This window comes from Micromonospora sp. NPDC003241 (assembly GCF_053589795.1).
Genome location: NZ_JBSFSO010000035.1, coordinates 34,335 through 59,834, shown reverse-complemented (window position 1 = coordinate 59,834; position 25,500 = coordinate 34,335). Strand labels below are relative to the sequence as shown.

The following is a 25,500-nucleotide window of genomic DNA, read 5'->3' as shown; positions in this document are numbered from 1 at the left end:
TTACTCAGCTTTCGTTTAACGGATAGTGCTACGGCCTAGCGGCGACAGCCGCCTCGCGAGGCACCAGGTCCAGCGGCACTGGTGGCGTCGTACGGGCCGATAGTTTCGGCGAAAGACACCTCGATCGCCTTGAACTTCGGAAGGTCCGCCGAATGTCTGACATCGAGAAGATCACTACTGACCTGCGTGCGCTGATGGCGGGGGTCGAGCGTGCGCAGGGGTTGGCCGCTGCGGCCGACAGGCAGGTGCAGGAGGTGTCGTTGCGAGCGGCGGGGTCCGGCTTCGCCGCGGTGGCGGCGGGACTGACCCGCGTACGGGGCGCGGTCTCGGCGATCCAGGGTGGCCTCGGCAACCTGTCCGGTTCGATCGGGGAGGCGGCGAAGGCCACGGCAGCCGTTCCGCAGCAGGCCACCCCGCAGGAGACAATCTCCGGATTGACGCCCGTACATGCAGCGGTGGACATTGCCCGTGACACCGCAGCAGGGGTCGGCAAGCAGGTCGGTGAGGCGCAGCAACTCGTCACCATGGTCTTGCAGGGCGGGCAGCCTGGGCCGCTGTTGCAAGCGTTGGAGGGCATCAAGCAGATTCTGGTGCTGGTAATCCAGCGCACCGGCACCGCCCGCCAGCACGTGGAGGCGGCGGTCGCCGAAGCGCGGCAGCTCGGGTCCTCGGGAAACTAGACGGGGCCGGCGGTCACCCACTGACCAGTCCGGCCCGTGCCACCACAACTAAACCGCCCCCCTTGACAGCCCGAGGTGGTGACACGTCGGATGAGCAGCTCACCTTGTGGACACGTCCACCCACTGGCGTTCTCGGCGGATCACCGACCGGTTCCCGTACCCGCATTCCGCCCAAGGAGGATGCGGGTGTGCGGCGGTCACTGGAACTGGAGAACGACTGTGCCGACACGGTCGCGGACAAGGGGTATCGGGTTCACCAGAACCCGACAAGACGGGAGATCGCCGAGGCGAGGCAGAGCACCGGCGACGTCGGGAAGCCGGACAAGGAGCCGGACTACCTGATCGAGGGGCATGTCTTTGACTGCTACTCCCCGACCCCGGGCAAGGCGGTGCGCGGGGTCTGGACGGAGGTGTCGGGAAAGGTGTCCAGCCAGCAGACCCAACGCGTGGTGCTGAACCTGCGTGACTGGCGCGGTGAACTCGGTGCCCTGCGCAAGCAGTTCGACGACTGGCCGATCCACCAGCTCAAGGAACTGACGGCGGTGACCCGCAGCGGTGAGATCATTCAACTCGTCCGGCGAGACTGAGAAGGCAGGCAGCACGTGGCTATCGAGTACCGACTGATACTCGCGGGCACCGTCCCGCTGGAACAGGCCGCTCAACTCGCCGCTCCGGACGGTGTCGAGGAGATCAGCCGGCCCGGCTTCCCCCGGCTGCTTAGCGCGGACCTCACGTTGACGTCCGGGTACAGCCTGAGCATCTATGCCGGCAGCGACGGCTACTTCGACGCCGAGGACGACGACGGTTCCCAGTGGGAATGGGAGCCCGACGAGTACGTCAACATCCTCTTCCACATGCCCAAGGACGACTCCCTGCGTACCGCGACACCGACCATGGTCGCGGCTGTGACCCGCGTGCTCACCGGTCGTCCCGAGGACGCCGCGCTGGTCCTTAACGGCAACTGGCTGCTGCTCACCCGGGTCGCCGGAACCCTGCGCAGACATCGCGCCTCGTGGTGGGACACGTACGGCATCACGGACGTGCGCGGATAGGCCGGCGCCGCAACCAGGCGCGGGGTGCGACGAAAACGGTGTCGGTGCCCGCCGGAGGGAACGGCGGGCACCGGCACCGGTGCTCACTGCGGGACGGGCCCGCGGTGTGGGATCAGCTCACGCTGCCGAAGCGGCGACGGCGCCAGAGCACCGTGCCGAGCAGCATGACCGCGCCTGCGGCGACGAGACCGCCACCGACCTTCATCGGCGTGCTCGTGCTGCTGCCGGTGACGGGCAGGTGCGGCTTCTTCTTGTGCAGCACCCGGAGTTCGGTCGACGCGGTCCGGCCGGACTCCCGGCCGACGGCGGTGAAGGTGAGCAGACCGGTCACCGACGGGGTGTACCGGCGGCTGAACTCGCCGCGCGCGTTGGTCCGGGCCGTGAAGGTCAGCGGCGCGCTGGCCTGGAAGGCGACCGGAGCCATCGCGACGGTGCTGCCGTCGCTGCGGCGGGCGGTGCCGGCGGCGGGTGCCGCCAGCGGCTGGGTGGTGACGGTGATGTCGACCGTCTCGTTCGGCCCGAAGTTGCGGCCGGTCAGGACGACCGTCTCACCGAGGAAGATGGTCGGTCGGTTCACCGTGAGCGAGGCCAGCACCGGCGGGTAGGGCGGTGGCTGGGGCGTTCCACTCACGGATGGCGTCGGCTGCGGCTGCGCCGCCCCCGCCGCGGTCGGCACGGCTACCACGGCCAAACCGACCGTGAGCGCCATGATGATGCGGGATAGCCGCATTGTTGGTTCCCTCCTACTGAGTACAGCTTGGTGCGGTGACAACATGGGTGGTCCATGGGGTGGCGGTGGGCGTGAGCCACAGCTCGGCCGTGCCGCTGTCCGTCTTGCCGGTCAGCAGCGAGACCTGCAGCGTCCGGGTGTCACCCGGTCCTGTCTCGACGTTCACCGTGGCCACCTGGCGGCGGCGCTCGGTCCCGTTGCCCACCGACGTCTCGACACCGTCGAGGTGGGTGTCGAGCACCGCCCCGCCGGCCGGGCCGTAGACCGAGACCAGGGTCCGAACCGTGTACGGGTCTCCTGCCTGGGCCAGTCCGAGCACGGACTCGGTGAGGCCCGAGGCCGGCGCGGTGGATCGCAACGTCACCCGGAGGTGCAGTTCGCGACGGCCGTCGGCGTGGCAGTCGCCGACGGTGAGGTCGGCGGTCTGCCGGAGGTAGTAGCCGAGCTTCGCGCCACTGCCGTCGTTGAGGAACACGCCGACAGTGGGCACGGTGTCCTGTTCCGGAAGCGTCCCGGCCATCCGGCTCTCGCCGAACACCCGCTGTTCCTCCGGATGGGCACTCCAGAACAGTATCCGACGTTCTTGTATAGAGCGGCTAAAAGCGGACAATAGCCCGTTCGGGTGTGTGTTACGGGCGAAAAGGGTGTCGAACACGGTCGCGGCGGCGGCGGCGAAGAAGGTGTCCTGCTCCTTGGGGGCCATCTTCTGATAGGTGTCGCTGAGCAGGGTCCGCACCGCGTTCTCCGCGCTGAGCGACACGCCGCCGGGCACCCGGACCGGCCCGGTGGCCTGCAACAGGTACGACAGCACCACCGGGTCGACGGCGAGCACCCCGTCCACGGTGTCGCCGCTGTGCCGCCGGTACATCTCCCGATAGAGCGCGGCGGCGGTCGGGAAGTGCGGGCTGAGGTTGACGTCGGCCGGGTACATGCCGGGCAGCTCACCCCAGAGGACGCGCTGCTCGGCCGGGACCTTCAGTGGTTTGGCGAACATCCCCATGCCACTGCTGGCACCCTGGTCGCCCATCTCGATGCGGCCCTTGTTGGCCCGGATCACCGCGTACGCGCCGAACATGCCGCCGGTGGAGCGCAGCTCGGCGGAGTTCTGCGACACCAGCAGGTAGCGCCGGGCGCCGTCCACTCCGAGCAGCGGCGGCAGCAGTCGGGTGGCCTTACCGGCCGCCGAGGTCATGGCGGCCAGCCGGTCGATCTCGCCGCGCAGTTCCTGGAGGGCCTCGCGTACCTGCCCGACCAGCCGGTCGGCGGGCACCACGGACAGTTCGGCGCGGATCCGCTGGACGGTGGCGTCGACCTCGACCAGATCGTCACCGACGCCCCGCAGCCCGCTCAGGTCCAGCCGCCCCTCGCGCGGCACCAGACCGCCGAGGTCGACCCGCAGCAGCGCCGGAAACGCCTGGCGGGCCAGGTCGTCGACGGCGACGGAGATCTGTCGGACGGCCGCGAGGTTGGCGCCCGCGTACGGCGCGTGCTGGGCCGTCCACCAGCCGGGATCGGCGGTGGCCTGACGGGCGGCACCGGACTGCGCCTGCAACGCGGCGAGGGTCCGCTGCGCCCGGTCGGTGTCGCCACCGACCAGGTGCGCGCTCAGCTCACCGGCCAGCCCGGCGGCGTTGACCAGGTGCGCGCGGGCCTGCCAGCCCCGGAACCCCACCCATCCGACGACGCCCGCCAGCAGCGAGCCGACCACCAGCGTGACGAGCAGGGCACGGCGCAGTCGGGCCCGCCGTCGCCGGCGGGACCGGCTGCGGGTACGGCGCGTGCTCTCGCGTTCCGTCACACCACTCTCCACTCCGAAATTCGGACAGAAGCCACCATTGTTCCTAACAGGTAACGATCCTGTTGGTGCTTTAATGACGCTCTTGGGCCATATGTGAGTTTCGGTCGCGACTCGTGTTCCGCCGCGCGTCGGCGGCCGCCGCCCGCAGCAGCGCCTCGATGCGGTCCACCCCGGCCGGCAACGCCATCTCCCGCAGGTACGCCTCCCGGCCGCGTCGGCCCATCTCGGCGCGCGCCGGTGCGGGGATGTGCGCGGCCAGCCAGAACCGGTCCGCCAGGGTGGCCCAGTCCTCCGGCGGACAGGAGAGCCCGGCACGGGTGCGTTCGACCAGGGCCGCCGTGTCGCCGCCGGTCGACGCCACGACCGGCGCACCGCAGGAGAGCGCCGCTTGGAGCTTGTCCGGCACGGCGCTGCGCAGCGCCGGCAGGTCCCGGGACATGACCAGTTGGTAGTCGGCGGCGGCGTACAGCTCCGGCATGTCCAACGGCGAGCGGCGGTCGACGAACCGGACGTTGTCGGCGCGCAGTTCGTCGGCGAGCCCCCGCACCCGCCGCTCGTCCGCGCCCGAGCCCACCAGGACCAGGTCCACGGTCCTCTCCAGCGCGGCCGCCGCGCGGACCGCGGTCTCCAGTCCCTGCCGCGCCCCGATGGTGCCGGCGTGCATCACCACGCACCGGTCGTCACGGCGCACCAGGCGACGCGCGGCCGGACCGGCCGTGGCGGGTTGGAAGATCCGCTCGTCGGTCCAGTTCAGCACCGTCCGGACCTTGGCCGGATCCACCCCGACCCCGACGACCGCGTCCTGCAACGAGGGCGCGGTCACCGCCACCACGGTGGCGGCCCGGTAGGTCAGGGCCATCGCCGCCCGCACCCGGGCCGCCCACCGCCCGTCGCCGCCGTCCGGCAGGTCCTCGGCCCACACGTCCGGCACGTGCAGCACCAGCGGGACCGGGCCGAGCAGGCGCAGCAGGGCCGCCGTGGCGAACGCGGTGGGCGGCGGCTGGTGCACGTAGAGCACGTCGACCCCGGCGAGGAACCGGCGTCCGACCAGCGCGGCGCTGCCGGCGAAAGAGAGCCAGGAGGCGATCCGGCCGCGCGGTGTGAGGTCACCGGTGCTGTACCGGGGCACCCGCCGCACGGTCAGACCCCGGCTGCGCGTCTCGTGACGCCAGCGCTGGTGCCACCCCGGGTACACGTGCCCGCCCGGGTAGTCCGGGAAGCCGGTCAGCACCCGTACCTCGTGGCCACGGGAGGTCAGCTCCTCGGCCAGGCTGCCGGGGATGAAGGCCGGTTCCGGCGGGAAGTGGTACGTCAGCAGGCCGATCCGCATCCCGCCACCTCCCTGGCCGGGCGTTCGTCCGGCGCGGCGGCCGGGTACCACGGCGGCCCGGCTGCGTACGATCTCGGCAACCCCTCACCGGACGGTCGCCACCGGCGGTCGTCCCCCGTCGCGGCGCTGCCGCCGGCGGCCACGTCGTCGAAGGGGTCACCCATGCTCACCGGGGTGCTGTTCGTCTGCCACGCCAACCTGTGCCGGTCGCCGATGGCCGAGTACACCGCGCGGCGTCTGCTCGCCGGGCGTCCGCTGACCGTCGCGAGCGCCGGCACCGACGCCGTCGAGGGCCTGGAGATGCACCCGCACGCCGCCGAGATCGCCGCCGGGGCCGGTGCGGATCCGGCGGCCTTCCGCAGTCGGCGGCTCGCCTCCGCGCACCTGACCGAGGCGGTGCTGGTGCTGACCGCCACCCGACGCCAGCGCAGCATCTGCACCTCGCTGGCGCCGGCGGCGCTGCACCGGACGTTCACGTTGCGCCAGTTCGGCCGGCTCGCCGCGGCGGCCGAGCCCGCGACGGACGAGCCGGACGACTCGCTGGAGGCCGCGGTGGCCGCCGCCGCCCTGGCCCGGGGACGGCTGCAACCCGCCCCGGCCGACGCCGACGACCTGCGCGACCCGGTCGCCGGTACGCCCGCCGACTTCCGCGCCTGCGCGGAGGAGATCGAGCGGTCGCTGCGCCCACTGGCGGCGCTCATCGGGGCAGCCGGGTGAGTTCCTGGGTGTGATCGGGCAGGTCGGCCACCGGCTTACGCTCGGCGTGCCGACCGGCACCGGCCCGCTCGCCCGTCGCGGTCGTCGTCTCCGGTGTCTCGGCGACCACCCGGTACGCCTCGTACTGGTATGCCTCCGCCTTGGGCACCCGGGCCATGTTCAGCACGCAGCCGAGCAGCCGTACCGAGACCGAGTGCAGCGCCCGGGCCGCGGCGGCCACCTGCGCCCGTGAGGTACGCCCCTGCTGGGTGACCAGCAACGCGCCGTCGGCCTGCACCGCGACCACCACACCGTCGGTGACCGCGAGCAGCGGCGCGGTGTCGATGACGACGATGTCGGCGGACTCGCGCAGGGCGATCAGCAGGTCGGACATGGCCTTGGAGCCGAGCAGTTCGCTCGGGTTCGGCGGGGCCGAGCCGCTGGGCAGCACCAGCAGGGACTTGTCGCCCCAGCGCTGGACCACGTCGCCGACCTGCACGTCACCGACGAGCACGTCGGTCAGCCCGACACCGGAGTCGATGCCGAGGTAGTCGCCGACCTTCGGCCGGCGCAGGTCGGCGTCGACCAGCAGGACCCGCCAGCCCGCCTCGGCCAGGGCGATGGCCAGGTTGCACGACATGGTGGTCTTGCCCTCGCCCTGCAACGCGCTGGTGACGGCGATGACCCGGGCGGGTTCGTGCACGTCGACGAAGCGCAGGTTGGTGCGGAGCTTGCGGACCGCCTCGGCCCGCGCGGAGGTGGCGGCGTCGCCGACGATCAGCGGGGCGGTGCGGGCGCTGGTGTCGATCGGGATCTCGCCGAGCAGCGGGCTGCCGGTGACCCGTTGCAGACCGGCGGCGTCCCGCAGGCGTACGTCGGCCATGCCGCGCAGGATCGCCAGGGCCACACCGGCCAGCAGGCCGATCAGGGTGCCGATGGCGGTGTTGCGCAGTGGCTGCGGCGAGACCGGGGTGGGGGTGACCCGGGGGCCGCTGACCACCTCGATCTTGATGGGTCCGGCGCTGCCGTCCGGCCGGGCCTCGACCTTCTGTACGAGTTCGACGAACTTCGCCGAGAGCGCCTCGGTCACGCGCAGCGCGCGGGTCTGGTCGGTGTCGGTCACCGACGCCCGCAGCAGGACGGTGCCGGTCTCGGTCGAGGTGCTGACCCGCTGCTGGACCTCCTCGGCGGTCAGCCCGAGCTGGTTGTCCGCGACCGCCGCCTGCGCCAGCCGGTCGCTGGTCAGCAACTCGGCATAGGACTTGACGCGCTGTTGCAGGAAGAGACCACCCTGGTAGGCGTCGGTGACGCCCTGGCTCGGGGTGGTGACGAAGAAGGTGACCGAGGCGACGTAGCGAGGCTGCGCCCGAACGGTGACCAGGGCGGTCAGCCCGAGGGCCACCACGAGGGTGACCAGGACGATCCACCAGCGCTGGCGCACGAGACGCAGTTGGCGGTACAGGTCCATCAGGCGCGCCTCCGTACCGGGCCGGTAACGCCAAAGAAACTCACGAAAACCCCCAAGGTCTCTTCAATCTCGTGAACCATTAAAGCCGCTCATAAGCGTTATGTCCGGAGTTAGGGGTTTTCCTCGGTGGAGGACCGCGCCCGCAATGCCCAACCGGACCGACCGTCCGTCGGAATCGCCTCTCCACCGGGAAAAATGCGATTTCTCCGTCGGGATGTGCCGGATCGGCACACGGTGACCAGGTGCGGGGCACTCCCCCGGGCTCGTCGCCACCGGCGCCGCTGGATAAGGTCGTGGACGGTGTGCCGGGAAGTCTGGTCGGCGTGGCAGTCGTGCTGTCCCCGACCGGCGAGGTGAGAACCAGGCATGTCCACATCCACCCCACCACCCCGACGCCGCGGCCTGTGGCGTCTCTTCGCGCGTACCTCCTGGCCGGAGGCCCGGTTCCTGGGCGAGGTGCTACGCACCGAGACCGTCGGTGGAGCGCTCCTGCTCGTCGGCGCGGTGATCGCCCTGGTCTGGGCGAACTCCCCCTGGTCCGACGGGTACGCCGCGCTCGGCGCCTGGGTGCCGTGGCCCGGCGGCGCGCCCCTGCACCTCGATCTCGACCTGGCGACCTGGGCCGCCGACGGCCTGCTGGCGGTCTTCTTCTTCGTGGTCGGGCTGGAACTGAAGCGGGAGTTCGTCGCCGGTGGGCTGCGCGACCCGCGCCGCGCCGCGCTGCCGGTGGTCGCCGCCGTGGGCGGGATGGTGGCCCCCGCCCTGATCTACGTCGGGGTGAACCTCGCGGCCGGTGGCGAGGGGCTGCGCGGCTGGGCCGTGCCGACCGCCACCGACATCGCCTTCGCGCTGGCCGTGCTGGCGGTGATCGGGGCGTACCTGCCGCAGGGCCTGCGGGCCTTCCTGCTCACCCTCGCCGTGGTCGACGACCTGCTCGCGATCACCGTCATCGCGGTCTTCTACACCGACCACTTCGATCCGGTGCCGCTGCTCGGCGCCGTGGTGCCGATCGCGCTGTTCGGCCTGCTGGTGCAGCGCCGTCACACCTGGTGGTGGGCGCTCGGCCCGCTCGCGCTGCTGGCCTGGACGCTGGTGCACTCCTCCGGCGTGCACGCCACGGTGGCCGGTGTCGCGCTCGGCTTCACCGTGCCGGTGCTGGCCGGGCGCGGGCGCGACGGCCGCCACCGGCCCGGCCTCGCCGCCCACCTGGAACACCGCTGGCGGCCGATCTCGGCCGGGATCGCCGTGCCGGTCTTCGCGTTCTTCGCCGCCGGGGTGTCGCTGCGCGGCGCCGACCTGGGTGCGGTCGTCACCGATCCGATCGTCGTCGGCATCGTGCTCGGGCTGGTGGTCGGCAAGTGCGTCGGCGTCCTCGGCGCCACCTTCCTGCTGGCCCGGTTCACCCGGGCCAGGCTGGCCGAGGACATCACCTGGCCGGACCTGCTCGGCGTGTCGCTGCTGGCGGGCATCGGGTTCACCGTGTCGCTGCTGATCGGCGAGCTGGCCTTCGGCGCGGCCGGCACAGCCGGGGACAACGTCACGGTGGCGGTGCTCGGCGGTTCGCTGCTCTCGGCGCTCTGCGCCACCCTGGTGCTGGTCCCCCGCAACCGCAGGTACCGGGCGATCGCCCGCAAGGAGCGGGTGGACGCCGACCGGGACGGCGTACCCGACGTCTACCAGCGGCCCGCCGACTGAGCAGGTCCGCGCGCCGTCAGCCTCCGGACGCCCGGCCGACCCGTTCGGCCGGGCGCGCCGACCAGCGGAAGTTCTCCGTCAACGCGCTGCTGAGGATCCGCCGCAGCAGCACGATCACGACGGCGGCGGCGAGTTCCCGCCAGGTCTGCTCCCCGGTCAACCGCAGCAGACCGGCGGCGACGAGCATGTCCAGCAGTACCCGCAGCGCCGTCGACCGGGACCCGGTGGTGACCAGCACGACCCCGGCACCGAGTACGCCGAGCGCCGCGACGACCGTCGCCAACGCCTGGATCACGAGGCCCGCCCCGGCCGACCGACCTGCTCCTGCTCGTGCTCTATCTCCCGGCCGAGCACGTGGTTCAGCACGGTCCGGATGGCGGCGATCGCGGCGAGCTGGCCGATCTGGGTGAAGGTCGGCGACAGCGCGGTCCGCAGGATGTCCGCCGCCAACTGGAACTCCAGCCCGAGCACCAGGAACCGGCCAAGGGTCAGCCGGATCCGGGTGAACACGGTGGCGTCGCGGTAGCGGATCCCGTCGACCACGAACCGCAGCGCGGCCCAGGCCGCCCCGATGACGATCACCGCCGCGCCGACCAGCTCCACCCCGATCACCAGCGTGTGGTGACCGCGCTCCAGGAGCACGTCGACGTTCACGCGGGCGACTACCCGGCGAGGCTCCGGGTAGTCGCCCACCGGATCAGGTCAGCTCCGCGACCGCCTCCACGAGCAGCCAGATGCCGCTGATCGCGAACAGGGCGGCGGCACCGTACTTGATGGTCCGCTCCGGCAGCTTGCGGCCGAGCAGCCGGCCGACGACGATGGCGAGCGCGTCGGCGGCGACCATGCCGATGGTCGAGCCGATCCAGGTGCCGAACCAGCCGTACTGGGTGGCCAATGTGATCGTGGCGAGCATGGTCTTGTCGCCCAGCTCGGCAAGGAAGAACGCGACACCGACGGCGAAGACGGCCGACTTGCCGCCCTTGGCCGCCTTGCGCTTCTCCTCCTCGGTGAGCGTGTCCCCGCGCAGGGTCCAGAGGCCGAAGCCGATGAAGGCCAGACCCGCCAGGAGCGAGATCCAGCCGGTGGGCAGGGCGGCACCCAGCCCGACACCGATCGCCACCGAGGCCAGGTGCACCACGGCGGTGGCGACGGTGATGCCGATCAGGATCGGCACGGTGCGGTATCTGGTGGCGAATGCCAGGGCCATGAGCTGGGACTTATCTCCCAGCTCGGCAACGAAGATCACGCCGAAGCTGACCGCCAGCGCGACGAGGAACCCCTCCATGACGTCCTTCCGGGTCAGGCCGGGAGGAGGATACGGGGTGCCCTCGACCCGGCTGTTAAGCCTGGGTCGAAGGTCTCGCCCGCCCCGTCATGACGAGGCCGCGTGGCCGGATGCGGAACGCACCAGTATGTCGACCACGGCGTTGCGGGCTACTCCCCTTCGCTGCGGCACAGCCTAGCCGATCGTCGGCCGGCCGGGCCGCCGGGTGACCCGACACACCCCCGTCAGTCCGCTTGCCGGCCGCTCTCAGTCGGCGCGGGCCAGGGTCACGCCGAACAGGTCGTCGGGGTCGGTCCAGAAGCGCTCGGCGTGGAACCCGGCCGAGGCAAGCTCCCCGGCGATCCCCTCCGGGCGGAACTTCGCCGACACCTCGGTCCGCAGTTCCTCCCCCTCGGCGAAGGCGACGTCCAGGTCGAGTACGCGTACCCGGACCGGCCGCTGCGCCCGCAGCCGCATCTCGATCCACTCCTGCTCCGGGTCCCAGAGCGCGACGTGGGCGAAGTCCGCCGGGTCGAAGTCGGCGTCCAGCTCGCGGTTGAGCACCCGCAGCACGTTGCGGTTGAACTCCGCGGTCACCCCCGCCGCGTCGTCGTACGCGGGCACGATCACCGCCGGGTCCTTCACCAGGTCGGTACCGACCAGCAGCCAGTCCCCCACCTCCAGCACGGCCCGCATCCGGGTGAGGAACTCGGCCCGCTCGGCCGGCAGCAGGTTGCCGATGGTGCCGCCGAGGAAGATCACCAGTCGCCGGCCACCGGCGGGCAGCCGGTCCAGGTGCCGGGTGAAGTCGCCGACGATGCCGCGTACCCGCAGCCCGGGGTAGTCGGTGGCGAGTGCGGCGGTGGACGCGGCGAGCGCGCTGGCCGACACGTCCAGGGGCACGAACGTGCCCAGACCTCGTCGCCGGGTGAAGGCGTCCAGCAGCAGCCGGGTCTTCTCCGACGACCCCGACCCGAGCTCGATGAGCGTCTTCGCGCCGGTCAGCTCCGCGATCTCGGTCGCGTGCGCGGCCAGCACCGCGCGTTCGGCCCGGGTCGGGTAGTACTCCGGCAGCCGGGTGATCTCCTCGAAGAGGTCACTGCCCCGCGCGTCGTAGAACCACTTCGGCGGCAGCCACTTCGGCGCGGCGGTCAACCCGACCCGGACGTCGTGCCGGAGGCTGCGGCCGATGTCCCGGTCGTCGAGGTGGATCTCCAGCGGCTCGGTGCTCATCCGTCTTCCCTTCCGTCGGGCGGTCGGTGGTGGTGTTCGGGCCGGGTCAGGGGGCGCAGGTGCATCCCGGTGGCGGAGGCGGTGACGAGGTGGTCGTCCGGCACCTCCCGCCAGGCCGGGTCGTCGTCGTGCGGTTCCGAGGCCAGCAGCACCGAGTCCGGCGTGGTGCGGACCGACAGGGCGTGCCCGGCCACGCTGGCGACCACCGTCGCGCCGTCGGTGAGCAGCAGGTTGAGCCGCGACCCCGGGGCCGCCGCGGCGACCGAGGTGACCGTCTCGGCGACCGCCTGCTCGGGCGGCAGACCGGCGCGCAGCCGGTGCCGGACCAGGGCCCACAGCAGCGCCGAGTCGGTGGTGGCGTCGAGGGTGAGCAGGTCGCGGACGGGCAGGGTGGCGGCCAGTGGCACCACCGTGTCCGGCCAGCCGCGCACCACGCCGTTGTGGCTGAACAGCCACCGGCCCTCGGCGAAGGGCGCGGCGGCGGCATCCACCACCGCCATGCCGACCGTGGCCGAGCGCACCGCGGCCAGCACCGCGCCGGTCGAGGTGGCCGCCGCCAGGTCGGCGATGGTCGGGTCGCTCCAGATCGGCTGCGCCCGCCGGTACCGCACCGGGTCGCCGCCGGACGGCGGGTACCAGCCGACACCGAACCCGTCCGCGTTGATCGTCCCGCCGCCCCGCATGTCGCGGGGCGCCCAGGACTGGCGGACCAGCGAGTGCGGCGGGTCGAACAGCAGCTCCCGCAGGGTCAGCGGCGGCCCGAGGTAGGCCAGGTGGCGGCACATCAGGCCACCCTGTGCACGACCGTCACCGGTCGGCCTCCTCGGGTCGGGCGTCGCGGGCGCAGCGGAAGCCGCTGAAGATCTGCCGACGGATCGGGTAGTCCCAGTTGCGGAAGGTGCCCCGACAGGCGGCCCGGTCGGTGCCGAACGACCCGCCGCGCAGCACCTGGTAGTCGTCGCCGAAGAAGACCTCGGAGTACTCCCGGTAGGGGAAGGCGGCGAAGCCGGGATAGCCGTGCAACGGCGTCGACACCCACTCCCACACGTCGCCGACGAGCTGGTGCACGCCGAGCGGCGACGCCCCGGCCGGGTACGCGCCGACCGGCGCCGGCCAGAGGTGTCGCTGGCCCAGGTTGGCGTGGGCCGAGGTGGGGTCGTCGTCGCCCCACGGGTACCGGCGGGACCGACCGGTGGCCGGGTCCCACCGGGCCGCCTTCTCCCACTCCGCCTCGGTGGGCAGCCGCTTCCCGGCCCAGGCGGCGTACGCCCGCGCCTCGTGGAAGCAGACGTGCACCACCGGCTCGTCGTCGCGGACCCGGTCCCACCGGCCGAACCGCCGGTACGCCCAGCCGTCGCCGTCACGCCGCCAGTGCATCGGCGCGCCCAGTCCGGCCTCCTGCCGGTGCCGCCAGCCCGCCTCGCTCCACCAGCGCGGGTCGTCGTAGCCGCCGTCGGCGATGAACTCGCGGTACGCCCCGTTGGTCACCGGGGCGGCGTCGATGACGTACGCGGGCAGCTCCACCCGGTGGGCCGGACGTTCGTTGTCCAGCGCCCACGGGTCGGTGTCGGTGCCCATGGTGAACGGGCCGGCCGGCACCAGCACCTCCCCGGCCACCCGGGCGGCCGGTTCCGGCGGCGGCGGCGCGTGCAGCACCACGGGACCGGAGCGCAGTTGGTGGGTGGCGAGCATCGTCTCGTCGTGCTGCTGCTCGTGCTGCACGATCATCCCGAACGCGAACCCGTCGGTGACCAGTCGACGCTCCTCGAAGGAGACGCTGTCGAGCAGGTCGTACACCTTCTCGCGGACGGTCGACACGTACGCCCGGGCCTCGGTCGGCGGCAGCAACGGCAGCGACGGACGGTCCTTGCGGGGCTGCTTGAAGGCGTCGTAGAGCTCGTCGATGTCGCACCGGACCGGTTCGCGTCCGCCGACGTCCCGGACCAGCCAGAGTTCCTCCTGGTTGCCGATGTGGGCGAAATCCCAGACCAGCGGGGACATCAGCGGCGAGTGCTGGCGGGTCAGGTCGCCGTCGTCGACCGCCTCGGTCAGCCCGACGGTGCGGGCCCGGGTGCGGTCCAGCTCCGCGGCGATCCGGGCGCGCAGTTCCTCCGCGCCGAGGCCGGTGGTGGTGTCGGTCATCGCTGCCTCCTCCGGGCGGCGTCGCGCCGTCGTCGTATTCCGTGGTCGATCTCGTCGTGCAGGGCACCCGGCAGGTCGAGCCGGGGCAACGCCGTCAGGGCCAGGTCGAGCAGGCCCACGGCGACGGGGGCCAGGCACGGGTCGTGCAGTCCGTGCCGGGCGGCGATGAGCCAGCGGTCGGCCACCGGGGCGGCCAGCGCCATCGCGGTCTCGGTGGTGTCGGTGGCGCCGAGCAGGGCGGCGAGCACCGCCAGCGGCAGCGTCCAGTCGCGCCCGGGTTGGGCGTCGAAGTACCGCAGTTCCAGGTAGCCACGGGGCCGTACCGGCGGGAACAGCGTGCTGACGTGGTATTCCAGGTCGTCGGTGGTGGGCGGGCGGGGCAACGCCCCGTCGACCCAGTCGGCGAACGTCACGTCCGGCGGCGGGGTCCAGTCGCCGCTGTCGTCCCGTACGCAGAGCAGCGGGGCGGCCAGCGCGTACCGGACCCAGGCGGCGACCGGATCGACGCCGGCCACGTCGGGCGTCCAGACCGGCGCGGTGCGGGCCGGGTCGATGCGCGCCCAGGCACCCATCCGGGCCGACGCCCACCCGGTGTTCCGGCCGGCGTGCCGGTCGGCGGTGGCGAAGGCGGCCAGCAGCGGTGGCCCGACCGCGTGCACCAGCGCCCAGCGGGCGGCGACCTGCTCGGGCCGACCCGCGTCGAGGCAGACCTGCAGGCCGGCGGTGCTGTACATCATCGTCCGGCCGTCCGGTCCGTGCCGGTCGAAGACCCGGCGCATGGCCCGGTAGCGGGGCGTGTCGATCACCGGTCGCGGTGGCCGGTACGCGTCGATGCCGGCGCGGCCCAGGCGCAGGCCGGCGGCGTCGAGCAGGCGGGTGACCTGGTCGATGTCGGACTGGGTGGCGTCGATCAGAGCGGTGACGGAGGCTTGCGGCGGGGTGGAGATCTCCACCTGCCCGCCGGGCTCGACGGTCACCGTGCCGCCCCGCAGCAGTCTGCGGGCGGGGCTGGTCCGATCCAACGTGATGGGGCTGTAGGGCCCCAGTGCCGCTCTCAGCCGGGCGGCGTCGACGGGACGTGTGGGGTCGACGGCCTCGTGGACCGTCCATTCGAGCTCGACGCCCGTGTAGGTCGGTGGGCCGGTCTTGAAGCAGATCCGGGCGAGATGTCGGGCGGCTGCGGCACGGTCCCGCAGCACGGGGATGTGATCGACGTCCGGTGAGGTGACCACGCAACGGCTCCCTTGTCCGATGCCGGCTCGGTAATCGCCACCGTAACGCGTCGCAGTGACATCTTCACGCTGTCGGCGCTTCCGTCGAACCGAATTCACGTTCCCGTCGCAATCGGTGCGCGGGGCGCCGGTGGCCCCCGCCGCTATCCCGTGGCGGGGGTGGCGTCCGGGTCGGTGCCGTGCTTGGCCAGCCAGTCCGGGTCGACCTCGGCGAGCAGCGCCCGGCAGTACGCCGCCACGTGCTCGGCACCGCCGGCCGCGTCCCGCAGGTCGGCGAAACCGGTGCTGTCCATCGCCTTCTCCCGCTGCCGCTCGGACTTCGACAGGTACGACCGGCAGTGGCCGGTGTGGCCGGAGTCGAGCGGTCCGCCGTACGTCGACGCCTCGGGGGTGCCCGTCTGGGACGGGCTGGGCGAGCCGGTGGGCGACGCGGTGGGCGACGGCGACACGGAGGTGGACGTACTCCCGGTCGGGTCGGCGGTGGTGTCCGGCCGGCTCTCGGACGGGGTCGGGGTGGCGGGCGCGGAGGTCTCGGCGGGGGCGGAGGTGGCCGGCGGCACCGGCGGCGGGGCCGGGCGGTCGAGGTTGACCGCGGCGAGGGCGGCCCCGGCGGTGGCGGTCGCCGCGACACCGGCGATCCAGGCCACCGCACCGGCGGTGAGGCGGCGACGGCGCGGCCGGGCCGACGGCGACGTGACCGGCGCAGCCCCCTGCCGGGCGGCCCGGAACGCGGCGAGAGCGGCCTGTTCCCCGGCGAGTTCGTGGTCGCGCGGTGGGGCGGTGGCGGCCCGCAGGAGTCCGGCGAGCGGGTCGCCGGTCCCGGCTGACGAGGGCGCGGCGGCGGTGTCGAGCAGCCGGTCGGACTCGGCCCGGGAGACGGCCGTACCCGACCGACGCCACCTCATCCACAGTCCTCTCACGTCAGCCGTCCACCGGCTCGGCGTGCGGCGTCTGCGCGGGGCCGGTACGCGGACGCGGCGGGACGTCACCCTGGGTGGCCTGCCGGTCCAGCATCAGCGCCAACCGCCGCAGTCCCCGGTGCGCGGCGGTACGGACCGCTCCGGCGCGGCGGCCGAGCACGCGTCCGGCGGTCGCGGCGTCGAGCCCGACGACCGCACGCAGCAGGACCGCCTCGGCCTCGCGGGGTGGCAGGCTGGCGATCATGGCGAGGGCGGCCTCCGTGCCGATGGTCTCCCCGGCGCGTTCGGCGGTGTCGGCGTCACCGGCCAACTCGCTGAGTTCCTGCACCGGCACCGGGAGTGCCGGTCGGCGGCGCTGCCGCCGCAGGTGGTCCATGGCCCGGTTGCGGGCGATGGTGACGACCCAGGCACGGAACTCTCCACCCGTGAAGTTGGGCAGGTCGCGGGCGACCTGCAACCACGTCTCCGAGGCGACGTCCTCGGCGTCCGCGCCGACCAGCGCGGTCAGGTACCGCAACAGCCCCGGCTGCAGGCTGCGATAGAGGAAGCGGAAGGCTTCCTCGTCCCCACTCTTGGCCGCCTCGACCGCCTGGCTCAGTTCACCGGTCATGGCACTGCCGCTTCCGTCCACCGGTTCTCTCGCGGGACGTGGGCCGGGCGGACGATCCGGTGCCGGCCCGGTCCACGACCCGGACCTCTTCCCGCACCCCGCCCCCGTGACCTGTTCGCCTACGGACCGCCATGGCCCGGAAGCGGATTTTTCCCGACAGCGTCGCGATCCACAACCACACCGGCGGAACTTTCACGAGCTCTCCGGATCGGGCTGACGTTAGAGCGTCCGCCCAGGTCGGACAAGCTACCGGAGGCCGTTCGACACAGTGACAATTCTCAACCGGCCCGGACGGTGTTTCGCCGTAACGCACCGCGGTCCGCCGACGCTACCTCCGGCGGGCCCGGCCGCCTGACCTCGACGGGTCGGCGGGCCACCCGTACACCGTGACTCACGGTACACGTCACGATACGACACGCCCCGTGTCGGACGCGGTCGGCGGTAAGATGCGTCGCCATGCCGGCGCGCCTCTCGGTCCCCTAGTGGGTACGGTGGTGCCGTGTTGTCTTCGGAGGTCGTACTCAGCGGTCGGTACCGCCTGGACGAACGCGTCGCCACCGGCGGCATGGGTGACGTCTGGCGCGCGTCCGACCTGATCCTCGGCCGGCAGGTCGCGGTGAAGGTGCTGCTGCCCTCGCTGGTCTCCGACCCCGATTTCATCGCCCGCTTCCGCGCCGAGGCCCGGATCATGGCGGCGCTGCGCCACCCGGGCATCGTCCAGGTCTACGACTGCGGCGAGGACGACCTGCCCGACGGTGGCCGGGCCGACTACCTGGTCATGGAGTACGTCACCGGCCAGCCGCTGTCCAAGCGGATCGAGGCCGAGGGTCGCCTGGACGTGGGTCTGGCGATGTCGGTGGTGGCGCAGGCGGCGCAGGCGCTGCACGCCGCGCACCTCGGCGGCATCGTGCACCGCGACGTGAAGCCGAGCAACCTGCTGGTGCAGGAGGACGGCACGGTCGTCCTGGTCGACTTCGGGGTGGCCCGGTCCGCCAACGTGACCAGCATCACCAGCACCAACGCGGTGCCCGGCACCGCGCTCTACATGGCGCCCGAACAGGCCGCCGGACGCCCGGTCTCCGGCGCGACCGACCTGTACGCGCTCGGCGCCGTCGCCTACTGCTGCCTGACCGGCAGCCCGCCGTTCACCGGGGACAACCCGCTCCAGGTCGCCGTCCGGCACCTCGACGACCCGCCGCCTGACCTGCCGCCCGAGATCCCGGAGGCGGTACGCCTCCTGGTCGCCCGCGCGCTCGCCAAGGACCCGGCCGACCGGTTCAGCAGCGGCGCGGCGATGGCCGAGGCGGCACGGGCCGCGGTCTCCGACGGGTCACTGCCGACCGCGCTGGTCCCGGCTGCCGCCGGAGCACTGCGCGAGGCCGGCCCGGACACCCGCACGGACGTCCCGGCGGGTGTCGCCGCCCCGGCCGGTCGGCGTCGACGCGGCGCCCTGGTCGGCGCGCTCACCGCCGTGCTGGTCGGCTTCGTGGCCCTCGGCGCCGCGCTCGGCGCGACCAGCGATGCCAACACCCCGGCGGTGAAGCTGCCGACCAGCTCGCCGAGCCCCGACGCCACCGGGCCCGCCGAGACGTCGGCGAGCACCGACGAGAGCAGCCCGGCCCGGGTTCCGCCGCTGCGCCCGGCCGGCTCCACGGCCAGCCCGACCGAGTCGCCGTCGGCGCAGCCGAGCAGCCCGCAGCCCAGCGAGCCGAGCGGGTCCGCGTCGCCGACGCCGAGCGCGACCAGCCCCGAGCCGACCACGCCCAGCCCCACGCCGTCGCAGACGCCCGGCAGCACGCCGACCACCACCACGCCCCCGCCGCCGGTCGACCCGCCGGACAACGGCGAGGCGAGCTGAGTCCCACCAGCCCCTATATCACCGAAACGGATGTACGGGGTCACACTCCGCTCTAGGCTCCTGACCAGCAGGTATTTTCTACCGGTCAGGAGCTCGGGTGAGCCTGGAGAAGTTGGTCGTCATCGGGCAGGGGTACGTCGGCCTGCCGCTGGCCATGCGCGCCGTCGAAGCCGGCCTGGACGTGGTGGGTCTCGACGTCGACACCGACCGGGTCAAGCGGCTCGCCTCGGGTGAGTCGTTCGTGGCGGACATCCCCGCCGACCGGCTCGGCCGGGCCCTGTCCAGCGGCCGGTACCGGCCCAGCAGCGAGTACGCCGACGCGCAGGACTTCGACATCTGCGTCATCACGGTGCCGACCCCGCTGCGCGACGGCACCCCGGACCTGAGCTACGTGGAGCAGGCCGGCACCGGCATCGCGCCGTACCTGCGGCCCGGCTGCACGGTGATCCTGGAGTCCACCACGTACCCGGGCACCACCGAGGAGCTGCTGCGCCCGCTGCTGGAGTCGGTCAGTGGGCTGCGCAGCCCCGGCGACTACCACCTCGGGTACAGCCCGGAGCGGATCGACCCGGGCAACCCGAGCTGGCGGCTGGAGAACACCCCGAAGGTGGTCTCCGGGGTCGACGAGGTGTCCCTGGCCCGGGTCGACGAGTTCTACCGGCGGCTGGTGGAGCGGACCGTGCCGGTCGACTCGACCCGGGTGGCCGAGTTGACCAAGCTGATCGAGAACACCTTCCGCCAGGTCAACATCGCCCTGGTCAACGAGCTGACGATGCTGTCGCACCAGCTCGACATCGACGTCTGGCAGGCCATCGACGCGGCCGAGACCAAGCCGTTCGGTTTCATGCCGTTCCGGCCCGGCCCCGGCGTCGGCGGGCACTGCCTGCCGATCGACCCGTGCTATCTGTCCTGGCAGGTCAAGCGACGCCTGGGCCGGCAGTTCCGGTTCATCGAGCTGGCCAACGACATCAACCACGAGATGCCCGAGCACGTGGCGCAGCGGGTGATGGCGGGGCTGAACCGCTCCGGCCGGGCGGTCAGCGGCGCGCGGCTGCTGCTGCTCGGGCTGGCCTACAAGCGCAACACCGGCGACATGCGCGACTCCCCGGCGGTGGACGTGGCCCGCCGGCTGCGGGACCTCGGTGCCGAGGTCCGCGCGGTGGAGCCGTACGCCGAGGCGCACCACCTGCCCGACGGGGTGCTGATCGTGGACCTGACCGAACGCGAGCTGCGCGAGGCCGACGGTGTGGTGGTGGTGACCGACCACGACGCGTTCGACTACGACCTGGTGGCCCGGCAGTCCCGCTACGTCTTCGACACCCGCAACCGCTGCACCGGCCCCACCGTCGAACGCCTCTGACAGCCCGGACACCATCGTGGCGGTGTAGCTGTTCCCGCGTCGGCGTGTCGAGCAGCCACACTGCCACGATCAGCGCTGTCAGGGTCTGACAGTCACTGGTCGGCCAGCGCCTCGACGACCGGCCGGGACAGTGCGCGCCGTGCCGGCAGCACCGATGCCAGCAGCGCGGCCAGCACCGCGACGGCCAGCACCCCTCCGAGCCGTGCCCAGGGCACGACCAGGGTGAACTCCCCGGCGAGCCGGGCCAGTAGCGCCATCGCCCCGGCGGTGACGCCGGTGCCGAGCGCGACTCCGAGCACCGCGCCGACCAGTGCGGTGAGGACCGCCTCGACGGCCAGCATGGCGCGCATCCGCCCACCGGTCAGCCCGACGGCACGCAGCACCGCGTTCTCCCGGGTCCGTTCCACCACCGACAGACTGAGCGTGTTGGCCACCCCGACCAGGGCGATCACCACGGCCAGCCCGAGCAGCGCGACCACGAAGGCGAGCAGCATGTCCACCGTGGAGGTGAGCATCCGCTTGTACGCCGCCTGATCGAGCAGGTTGACCGTCGGGTAGTCGACGAGTACCGCCTCGATGGCGGCCCGTGCCGTGCCGACCGGGACGCCCTGGGCCGGGTCGACCTCGGCCTGGAAACCGCGCTCGCCGGGGAAGAGCCGGGTGTGGTCGGCGTCGACCAGACCCACCGCGTGTCCGGGAGGCACCGTCGACCCGGTGCCGCCGGAGGCCAGTCCGTCGACCACCGCCGCCACCTCGAACGGCTGGGACCGCAGGGTGACCCGGTCCCCCGCCGACCAGCCGCGTCGCTGGGCCAGCTCGCGGTCCGCCAGGATCCGCCCCGGACCGAGCCGGTCGAGCTGCCCGGTCACCACCCGCTCGATCCGGTCACCGACCAGTGCCGGGTGGACCGCCCGGTACTCGACGTCGTCGGCGGTCCGGGCCCGTGCCTCGTGCACCACGCCCAGCTCGGGCCGGGCGGCCAACGCGCCGGTCAGCCCGACGGGCAGGTCCACACCGATGCCGGTGACCAGGAAGTCCACCCCGACCTCGGTGTCCACGGTCCGCTCGATGGCCACCTTGGTGCTCTGCGCACCGACCAGGAACGACGACACCAGACCGATGCCGATCACCAGCGCGGTGGCGGTCGCGGCCACCCGTCGGGGGTTGCGCACCGCGTTGGCCACCGCCAACGCGCCGGTGACGCCGAGGAGCCGCCGCACCGGTGCCCCGAACAGGCGGACCAGCGCCGGCACCAGCACCGGACCGAACAGCACGATGCCGAGGAAGCTCAGCACCCCGCCCAGGGCGACCAGCACGACCTGTCCGGCGGAGGCCGCACCGGCCAGGGCGGCGATCCCGGCGACGAGGACCACCGCGCCACCGGCCAGCCGTACCCGGCCGGCGGGGCGGGTGACCTGCACGGCGGCGTCGGTGAGGGCCGCCACCGGGGCGACCCGGGTGCCCTGCCAGGCCGGTACGCAGGCGGCGGCGACGGTGAGCGCGGTGCCGACGACCAGGCAGCCCAGCACGGTGCCGGCGGTCACGGTCAGCTCACCGCTCAGCGGCATGTCCAGTCGGGACACCAGGGCGGTCAGCGCGGCGGCGAGTCCGGCCCCGGCCAGGACGCCGAGCGCCGAGGCGGCCAGTCCCACCACCGCCGACTCCAGCACGGCGGCCCGGAACACCTGCCCCCGGGTGGCCCCGACCAGGCGCAGCAGCGCGGTCCGGCGGGTGCGCTGGGCCAGCACGATGGTGAAGGTGTTCGCGATGACGAAGGCCGCGACCATCACCGCCACCCCGGCGAAGGTGAGCAGCACCAGGTGGAACTGGTCCACGTCGCGGACCGCGTCGGCGACGGCGGCGTCCAGGATCTCCGCGCGGGTCCGCACGGTGGTGCCCGCCCCGGCGACGTCGGCGAGCCGGGCGGCCAGCTCGGTGTCGGTGATCCCGGGCTCGGCCGCGACCATGATCCGCCCGTACCCGGACCAGCCGGTGACGGCGAGCGCGTCGGCGCCGACCAGCCCGACGAACGGCCCGCCGATGTCGCGCGGGGTGTCGGCCACCTCGACCACGCCGACCAGCGTGTACGGCTGGGCCACCCCGGCGGCGCCGCCGACGCGTACCGTGCCGCCGAGGCGGAACGACTGGTCGTCGACGGTCCGCCGGTCGAGCACCACCTCGCCGGCCCGGACGGGCAGCCGCCCGGACAGCACGTCGTAGGACTGGAGCACCGGATCGGTCGGCACGGCGGCGAGGACGCCGAAGCCGAGGACCGGCCGCCCGTCCGAGCCGACCACCCCGGCGGTGTCGGTCAGTTCCCCCTCGGCGGCGCGGACCCCGTCGACCGCGCGGACCCGGTCGACAAGCGCCGGGTCGATCGGCTCCCGGTCGGCGTAGATCCCGGCGTCGGTGTGCCGGTCGAAGGTGCCGGCCCGGTCGTACGCGCCGGCCCGCATCCCGTCGACGAAGATCAGCGTGCCGGCGATGAAGGCCACACCGAGCACCACGGCGAGGGTGGACATCACCATCCGTGCCGCCTCGGCGCGAAGCGAGCGAAGTGTCAGCCGGAGCACGGTCACCGCCCCCGGGTCGACGCGCCGGCCGCAGCGGCGGACGGGTCCAGCCCGGCGAGCACGTCGAGGACCAGCTCGGCGGTGGGCTCGGTCAGCTCCCGGACCGGACGCCCGTCGGCGAGGAAGACCACCCGGTCGGCGTACCCGGCGGCGACCGGGTCGTGGGTCACCATCACCACCGTCTGGCCGAGGCTGTCGACCGCCGCGCGCAGCAGCCGCAGCACCTCGGCCCCGGCCCGGGAGTCCAGGTTGCCGGTCGGCTCGTCGGCGAAGATCACCCACGGTGTGGTGATGAGTGCCCGGGCCACCGCGACGCGCTGCTGCTGGCCGCCGGAGAGTTCGGCCGGCCGGTGCCGGACCCGGTCGGTCAGCCCGACGGCGGCGACCACCTGACGCAGCCAGGCCGGGTCGGCGCGGCGACCGGCGATGTCCAGCGGCAGCGTGATGTTCTCCGCCGCGCTGAGCGCGGGCAGCAGGTTGAACTTCTGGAACACGAAGCCGACCCGGTCCCGGCGCAGCAGGGTGAGCCGCCGGTCGTCCAGGCGGCCCAGCTCGGCGTCACCGACGCACACCGTGCCCGCGGTGGGCCGGTCCAGACCGGCCAGGCAGTGCATCAGCGTCGACTTGCCGGAGCCGGACGGTCCCATGATGGCGGTGAACCGGCCGGCGGCGACGTCGAGGTCGACCCGGTCGAGCGCGACGACGGCGGCCGGGCCGTTGCCGTACCGCCTGGACAGGCCCCGGGCGGTGACGGCGACACCGGCGACGGCATGGGCGGGTGGGGCGAGGGACACGTGCGACTCCCCGTGCGGAGGACGGACCAGGACTCCTCCGACGCTAGGAAGTCCACCGGCCGGTCGAGATCCACCCGCGCGCTCGACCTCGGTACGCCGCAGGTCGTCCCGGACCTGGCGGACCCGTACGCCTCAGGTCGTACGCCGGTTCTCCGCGCCCGGGGTGACCAGGCCGCTCTCGTACGCCAACACCACGGCCTGCACCCGATCGCGCACTTCGAGCTTGGCCAGGATCCGCCCGACGTGGGTCTTCACCGTCGCCTCGGCGACGTGCACCCGGGTGGCGATCTCGGCGTTGGCCAGGCCCTGCGCGACCAGCAGCAGGATCTCCCGTTCCCGCTCGGTGAGCCGGGTCAGCCGGGGGTCCTCGGTCGGGCCGGCACCGAGCTGCCCGGCGAACCGGTCCAGCAGGCGTCGGGTGATCGACGGGGCCACCACCGAGTCGCCCTGGGCGACCACCCGGATCGCGGCGAGCAACTCCTCGGGCGGCACGTTCTTGAGCAGGAATCCGCTGGCACCGGCGCGCAGCGCGGCGAAGGCGTCGGCCTCGGTGTCGAACGTGGTCAACACCAGCACCCGGGGACCGTCGGCGGGCTGGTCGGCGCAGAGCCGTCGGGTGGCCTCCACTCCGTCCATGGTCGGCATCCGGACGTCCATCACCACCACGTCGGCCTCGACGCGGGTGAGCAGCCGCAGGGCGTCGGCACCGTCGATCGCCTCGCCGACCACCTCCAGGTCGGGCTGGGAGTCGAGCACCATCCGGAAGCCGGCCCGGACCAGGGCCTGGTCGTCCACGATCACCACCCGGACCGTCATGCCGTGACCACCTCCGTCCCGGGGGACGAGGGTAGCGGCAGTCGCGCCCGCAGCAGCCATCCCCCGCCCGGGCGGGGGCCGGCGGTGAGGCTGCCGTCGTACACCGAGACCCGCTCGCGCATGCCGACCAGGCCGTGACCGCCGGGCGGTGCCGGGGTGGCCGGGGCACGGCCCCGCCCGTCGTCGAGGACCTCGAGCACGACGGCGTCGGCGCGGTGCGCCAGGTCGACCTCGGCGGTGGCGCCGACCCCGGCGTGCTTGAGCGTGTTGGTCAGCGCTTCCTGCACCAGCCGATAGACGGTCAGCTCCAGCGCGGGCGGCAGTGCCCCGGAGTCGCCGGTGACGGTGTGGCGCACCCGGAGACCGGCGGCGCGGAACCGGTCCAGCAGGGCGGGCAACTCGGCGACGGAGGGACGCCGATGCGTCGGCTCGGCGGGTTCCGGTGCCGGGCCGCGTCCGGCCGTCGGCTCCGGCGGGCTCGGTTCGCGCAGGACGCCCACCAGCCGCCGCATGTCGGCCAACGCCTGTCGGCCGGTGTCCGCGACGATCCGGACCGCCTCCCGGGCCGCCTGCGGGTCCTTGTCGAGCACGTACCGGGCGCCGTCCGCCTGCACGATCATGACCGCCATGCCGTGCGCCACCACGTCGTGCAGCTCGCGGGCGATCCGGGTGCGTTCCTCGGCCACCGCCGCCCGCGACTGCGCCTCGCGCTCCCGTTCCAGGGTGGCCGCCCGCTCCTCCAGGCTGAGCACGTACAACCGGCGGGTCCGCACGTTCAGCGCGGCCAGCCAGACCGCGCCCACGACCAGCCCGTAGAAGACGGCGGTGAAGGGCCAGGCGACCTGGGACGGCGTCCGTGCCGCAGCGAACACCACCCCGACGGCGGCGACGACCCCGGCCAGCACCCCGTCGCGCAGCCGGTCGGCGTACTTGACCATGCTGTAGAGGGCGATCAGCACCGCCACGTCGTACGGCAGGGGCGCCCAGTCGAGGGCGACCTGGACGTACGCCAGCACCGCCACGACCACCGTCACGCCGACCGGTCGTACCCGCCGCCACAGCAGCGCCACCGCCATGCCCAGCCCGAGGACGGTGCCCGGCCAGCCGGCGGCGCTACCGGCGGTGGACCCCAGCGCAAGCAGCGCCACCAGGCCGGAGACCGCCACGTCGAAGGCGACCCCGCGCAGCGGGCGGCCCAGGACCGTCGCTCTCATCGTCGCCCAGCCTACGGGTGACGCGGGGTCATCCC

At 73.2% G+C, this 25,500-nt stretch carries 24 protein-coding genes; 7 read left to right on the top strand and 17 right to left on the bottom strand.

The genetic code is table 11. The annotated features are described in order from the left end of the window. The first annotated feature begins 152 nt into the window (after positions 1–152). From ACWDVW_RS23895 to ACWDVW_RS23885, 3 genes are all read left to right on the top strand, one after another. Positions 153–680 (top strand): DUF6244 family protein, encoded by a 528-nt coding sequence (locus ACWDVW_RS23895; protein WP_449952693.1) that lies wholly within the window; start codon positions 153–155, stop codon positions 678–680. Positions 681–868: 188 nt separating this feature from the next. Continuing rightward, entirely contained in the window at positions 869–1,267 is a 399-nt protein-coding gene (locus tag ACWDVW_RS23890; protein ID WP_449952690.1) for a CdiA C-terminal domain-containing protein, read from the top strand. Positions 1,268–1,282: 15 nt separating this feature from the next. Beyond that, positions 1,283–1,732 carry a SitI3 family protein gene (locus tag ACWDVW_RS23885; protein WP_449952687.1) on the top strand — a complete coding sequence of 150 codons (450 nt, stop codon included), beginning with the start codon at positions 1,283–1,285 and terminating at the stop codon, positions 1,730–1,732. Between the two features lie 112 nt (positions 1,733–1,844). Here the strand turns inward: ACWDVW_RS23885 and ACWDVW_RS23880 are convergent, their stop codons facing one another. From ACWDVW_RS23880 to ACWDVW_RS23870, 3 genes are all read right to left on the bottom strand, one after another. After that, positions 1,845–2,363, bottom strand: coding sequence for a hypothetical protein (locus ACWDVW_RS23880; protein ID WP_449952684.1), 519 nt, complete (start codon positions 2,361–2,363; stop codon positions 1,845–1,847). A gap of 112 nt (positions 2,364–2,475) precedes the next feature. Beyond that, positions 2,476–4,260, bottom strand: a complete 1,785-nt coding sequence (locus tag ACWDVW_RS23875) for a DUF4012 domain-containing protein (RefSeq protein ID WP_449952681.1) — start codon at positions 4,258–4,260, stop codon at positions 2,476–2,478. Between the two features lie 70 nt (positions 4,261–4,330). Continuing rightward, positions 4,331–5,590, bottom strand: coding sequence for a glycosyltransferase family 4 protein (locus ACWDVW_RS23870; protein ID WP_449952678.1), 1,260 nt, complete (start codon positions 5,588–5,590; stop codon positions 4,331–4,333). Between the two features lie 162 nt (positions 5,591–5,752). On the opposite strand from ACWDVW_RS23870, the gene ACWDVW_RS23865 reads away from it, so the two are divergent. Beyond that, a complete protein-coding gene (locus ACWDVW_RS23865; RefSeq protein WP_449952675.1) occupies positions 5,753–6,307 on the top strand; it encodes an arsenate reductase/protein-tyrosine-phosphatase family protein in 555 nt (184 codons plus the stop codon). Here ACWDVW_RS23865 and ACWDVW_RS23860 read toward each other — a convergent pair. Further along, a complete protein-coding gene (locus tag ACWDVW_RS23860; protein ID WP_449952672.1) occupies positions 6,288–7,754 on the bottom strand; it encodes a polysaccharide biosynthesis tyrosine autokinase in 1,467 nt (488 codons plus the stop codon). The genes ACWDVW_RS23865 and ACWDVW_RS23860 overlap by 20 nt on opposite strands. 366 nt (positions 7,755–8,120) lie before the next feature. Here ACWDVW_RS23860 and nhaA point away from each other — a divergent pair, with 366 nt between their 5' ends. After that, complete coding sequence (gene nhaA, locus ACWDVW_RS23855; protein WP_449952670.1) at positions 8,121–9,449, top strand: Na+/H+ antiporter NhaA; 1,329 nt, start codon at positions 8,121–8,123, stop codon at positions 9,447–9,449. 16 nt (positions 9,450–9,465) lie between these two features. Here the strand turns inward: nhaA and ACWDVW_RS23850 are convergent, their stop codons facing one another. From ACWDVW_RS23850 to ACWDVW_RS23810, 9 genes are all read right to left on the bottom strand, one after another. Further along, positions 9,466–9,744, bottom strand: a complete 279-nt coding sequence (locus tag ACWDVW_RS23850) for a hypothetical protein (RefSeq protein WP_396747554.1) — start codon at positions 9,742–9,744, stop codon at positions 9,466–9,468. Further along, complete coding sequence (locus ACWDVW_RS23845) at positions 9,741–10,103, bottom strand: DUF1622 domain-containing protein (RefSeq protein ID WP_396747551.1); 363 nt, start codon at positions 10,101–10,103, stop codon at positions 9,741–9,743. Before ACWDVW_RS23845 ends, ACWDVW_RS23850 begins: the two co-directional genes overlap by 4 nt. Before the next feature lie 43 nt (positions 10,104–10,146). Beyond that, positions 10,147–10,734, bottom strand: coding sequence for a TMEM165/GDT1 family protein (locus ACWDVW_RS23840; RefSeq protein WP_350697298.1), 588 nt, complete (start codon positions 10,732–10,734; stop codon positions 10,147–10,149). Positions 10,735–10,980: 246 nt separating this feature from the next. Next, positions 10,981–11,946, bottom strand: a complete 966-nt coding sequence (gene egtD / locus ACWDVW_RS23835) for an L-histidine N(alpha)-methyltransferase (RefSeq protein ID WP_449952666.1) — start codon at positions 11,944–11,946, stop codon at positions 10,981–10,983. Continuing rightward, complete coding sequence (gene egtC, locus ACWDVW_RS23830) at positions 11,943–12,731, bottom strand: ergothioneine biosynthesis protein EgtC (protein WP_449952663.1); 789 nt, start codon at positions 12,729–12,731, stop codon at positions 11,943–11,945. The genes egtD and egtC overlap by 4 nt, the downstream gene beginning before the upstream one ends. Positions 12,732–12,753: 22 nt before the next feature. Then, the gene (egtB, locus tag ACWDVW_RS23825) at positions 12,754–14,088 is read right to left on the bottom strand and encodes an ergothioneine biosynthesis protein EgtB (protein ID WP_449952660.1); all 1,335 of its coding nucleotides are present in this window, start codon (positions 14,086–14,088) and stop codon (positions 12,754–12,756) included. Further along, entirely contained in the window at positions 14,085–15,320 is a 1,236-nt protein-coding gene (gene egtA, locus ACWDVW_RS23820; RefSeq protein WP_449952657.1) for an ergothioneine biosynthesis glutamate--cysteine ligase EgtA, read from the bottom strand. The genes egtB and egtA overlap by 4 nt, the downstream gene beginning before the upstream one ends. A 143-nt stretch (positions 15,321–15,463) precedes the next feature. After that, positions 15,464–16,225, bottom strand: coding sequence for a hypothetical protein (locus ACWDVW_RS23815; protein ID WP_449952654.1), 762 nt, complete (start codon positions 16,223–16,225; stop codon positions 15,464–15,466). 16 nt (positions 16,226–16,241) lie between these two features. Continuing rightward, complete coding sequence (locus ACWDVW_RS23810) at positions 16,242–16,850, bottom strand: RNA polymerase sigma factor (protein WP_449952651.1); 609 nt, start codon at positions 16,848–16,850, stop codon at positions 16,242–16,244. 499 nt (positions 16,851–17,349) lie between these two features. On the opposite strand from ACWDVW_RS23810, the gene ACWDVW_RS23805 reads away from it, so the two are divergent. Together ACWDVW_RS23805 and ACWDVW_RS23800 are read left to right on the top strand one after the other, a co-directional pair. After that, positions 17,350–18,708 carry a serine/threonine-protein kinase gene (locus tag ACWDVW_RS23805; protein WP_449952648.1) on the top strand — a complete coding sequence of 453 codons (1,359 nt, stop codon included), beginning with the start codon at positions 17,350–17,352 and terminating at the stop codon, positions 18,706–18,708. Between the two features lie 97 nt (positions 18,709–18,805). Then, a complete protein-coding gene (locus ACWDVW_RS23800) occupies positions 18,806–20,068 on the top strand; it encodes a nucleotide sugar dehydrogenase (protein ID WP_449952645.1) in 1,263 nt (420 codons plus the stop codon). Between the two features lie 92 nt (positions 20,069–20,160). Here the strand turns inward: ACWDVW_RS23800 and ACWDVW_RS23795 are convergent, their stop codons facing one another. The 4 genes from ACWDVW_RS23795 to ACWDVW_RS23780 all read right to left on the bottom strand — a co-directional run bounded on the left by ACWDVW_RS23795 (position 20,161) and on the right by ACWDVW_RS23780 (position 25,465). After that, complete coding sequence (locus ACWDVW_RS23795) at positions 20,161–22,596, bottom strand: ABC transporter permease (RefSeq protein ID WP_449952642.1); 2,436 nt, start codon at positions 22,594–22,596, stop codon at positions 20,161–20,163. Positions 22,597–22,643: 47 nt separating this feature from the next. Further along, complete coding sequence (locus ACWDVW_RS23790; protein WP_449952639.1) at positions 22,644–23,435, bottom strand: ABC transporter ATP-binding protein; 792 nt, start codon at positions 23,433–23,435, stop codon at positions 22,644–22,646. 132 nt (positions 23,436–23,567) lie between these two features. Then, on the bottom strand, positions 23,568–24,251 hold the full coding sequence (locus ACWDVW_RS23785; protein ID WP_449952636.1) for a response regulator: 684 nt from the start codon (positions 24,249–24,251) through the stop codon (positions 23,568–23,570). After that, the gene (locus ACWDVW_RS23780) at positions 24,248–25,465 is read right to left on the bottom strand and encodes a sensor histidine kinase (RefSeq protein ID WP_449952633.1); all 1,218 of its coding nucleotides are present in this window, start codon (positions 25,463–25,465) and stop codon (positions 24,248–24,250) included. Before ACWDVW_RS23780 ends, ACWDVW_RS23785 begins: the two co-directional genes overlap by 4 nt. Positions 25,466–25,500 lie beyond the last annotated feature (35 nt).

Bases quoted from the DNA above. Each gene is read 5' to 3' on its own strand.
- ACWDVW_RS23895 (WP_449952693.1), top strand. From the start codon at position 153: ATGTCTGACATCGAGAAGATCACTACTGACCTGCGTGCGCTGATGGCG.
- ACWDVW_RS23870 (WP_449952678.1), bottom strand. From the start codon at position 5,590: ATGCGGATCGGCCTGCTGACGTACCACTTCCCGCCGGAACCGGCCTTC.
- ACWDVW_RS23865 (WP_449952675.1), top strand. From the start codon at position 5,753: ATGCTCACCGGGGTGCTGTTCGTCTGCCACGCCAACCTGTGCCGGTCG.
- ACWDVW_RS23860 (WP_449952672.1), bottom strand. From the start codon at position 7,754: ATGGACCTGTACCGCCAACTGCGTCTCGTGCGCCAGCGCTGGTGGATC.
- nhaA (WP_449952670.1), top strand. From the start codon at position 8,121: ATGTCCACATCCACCCCACCACCCCGACGCCGCGGCCTGTGGCGTCTC.
- ACWDVW_RS23840 (WP_350697298.1), bottom strand. From the start codon at position 10,734: ATGGAGGGGTTCCTCGTCGCGCTGGCGGTCAGCTTCGGCGTGATCTTC.
- egtD (WP_449952666.1), bottom strand. From the start codon at position 11,946: ATGAGCACCGAGCCGCTGGAGATCCACCTCGACGACCGGGACATCGGC.
- egtC (WP_449952663.1), bottom strand. From the start codon at position 12,731: ATGTGCCGCCACCTGGCCTACCTCGGGCCGCCGCTGACCCTGCGGGAG.
- egtB (WP_449952660.1), bottom strand. From the start codon at position 14,088: ATGACCGACACCACCACCGGCCTCGGCGCGGAGGAACTGCGCGCCCGG.
- ACWDVW_RS23815 (WP_449952654.1), bottom strand. From the start codon at position 16,225: ATGAGGTGGCGTCGGTCGGGTACGGCCGTCTCCCGGGCCGAGTCCGAC.
- ACWDVW_RS23810 (WP_449952651.1), bottom strand. From the start codon at position 16,850: ATGACCGGTGAACTGAGCCAGGCGGTCGAGGCGGCCAAGAGTGGGGAC.
- ACWDVW_RS23795 (WP_449952642.1), bottom strand. From the start codon at position 22,596: ATGGTGATGTCCACCCTCGCCGTGGTGCTCGGTGTGGCCTTCATCGCC.
- ACWDVW_RS23785 (WP_449952636.1), bottom strand. From the start codon at position 24,251: ATGACGGTCCGGGTGGTGATCGTGGACGACCAGGCCCTGGTCCGGGCC.
- ACWDVW_RS23780 (WP_449952633.1), bottom strand. From the start codon at position 25,465: ATGAGAGCGACGGTCCTGGGCCGCCCGCTGCGCGGGGTCGCCTTCGAC.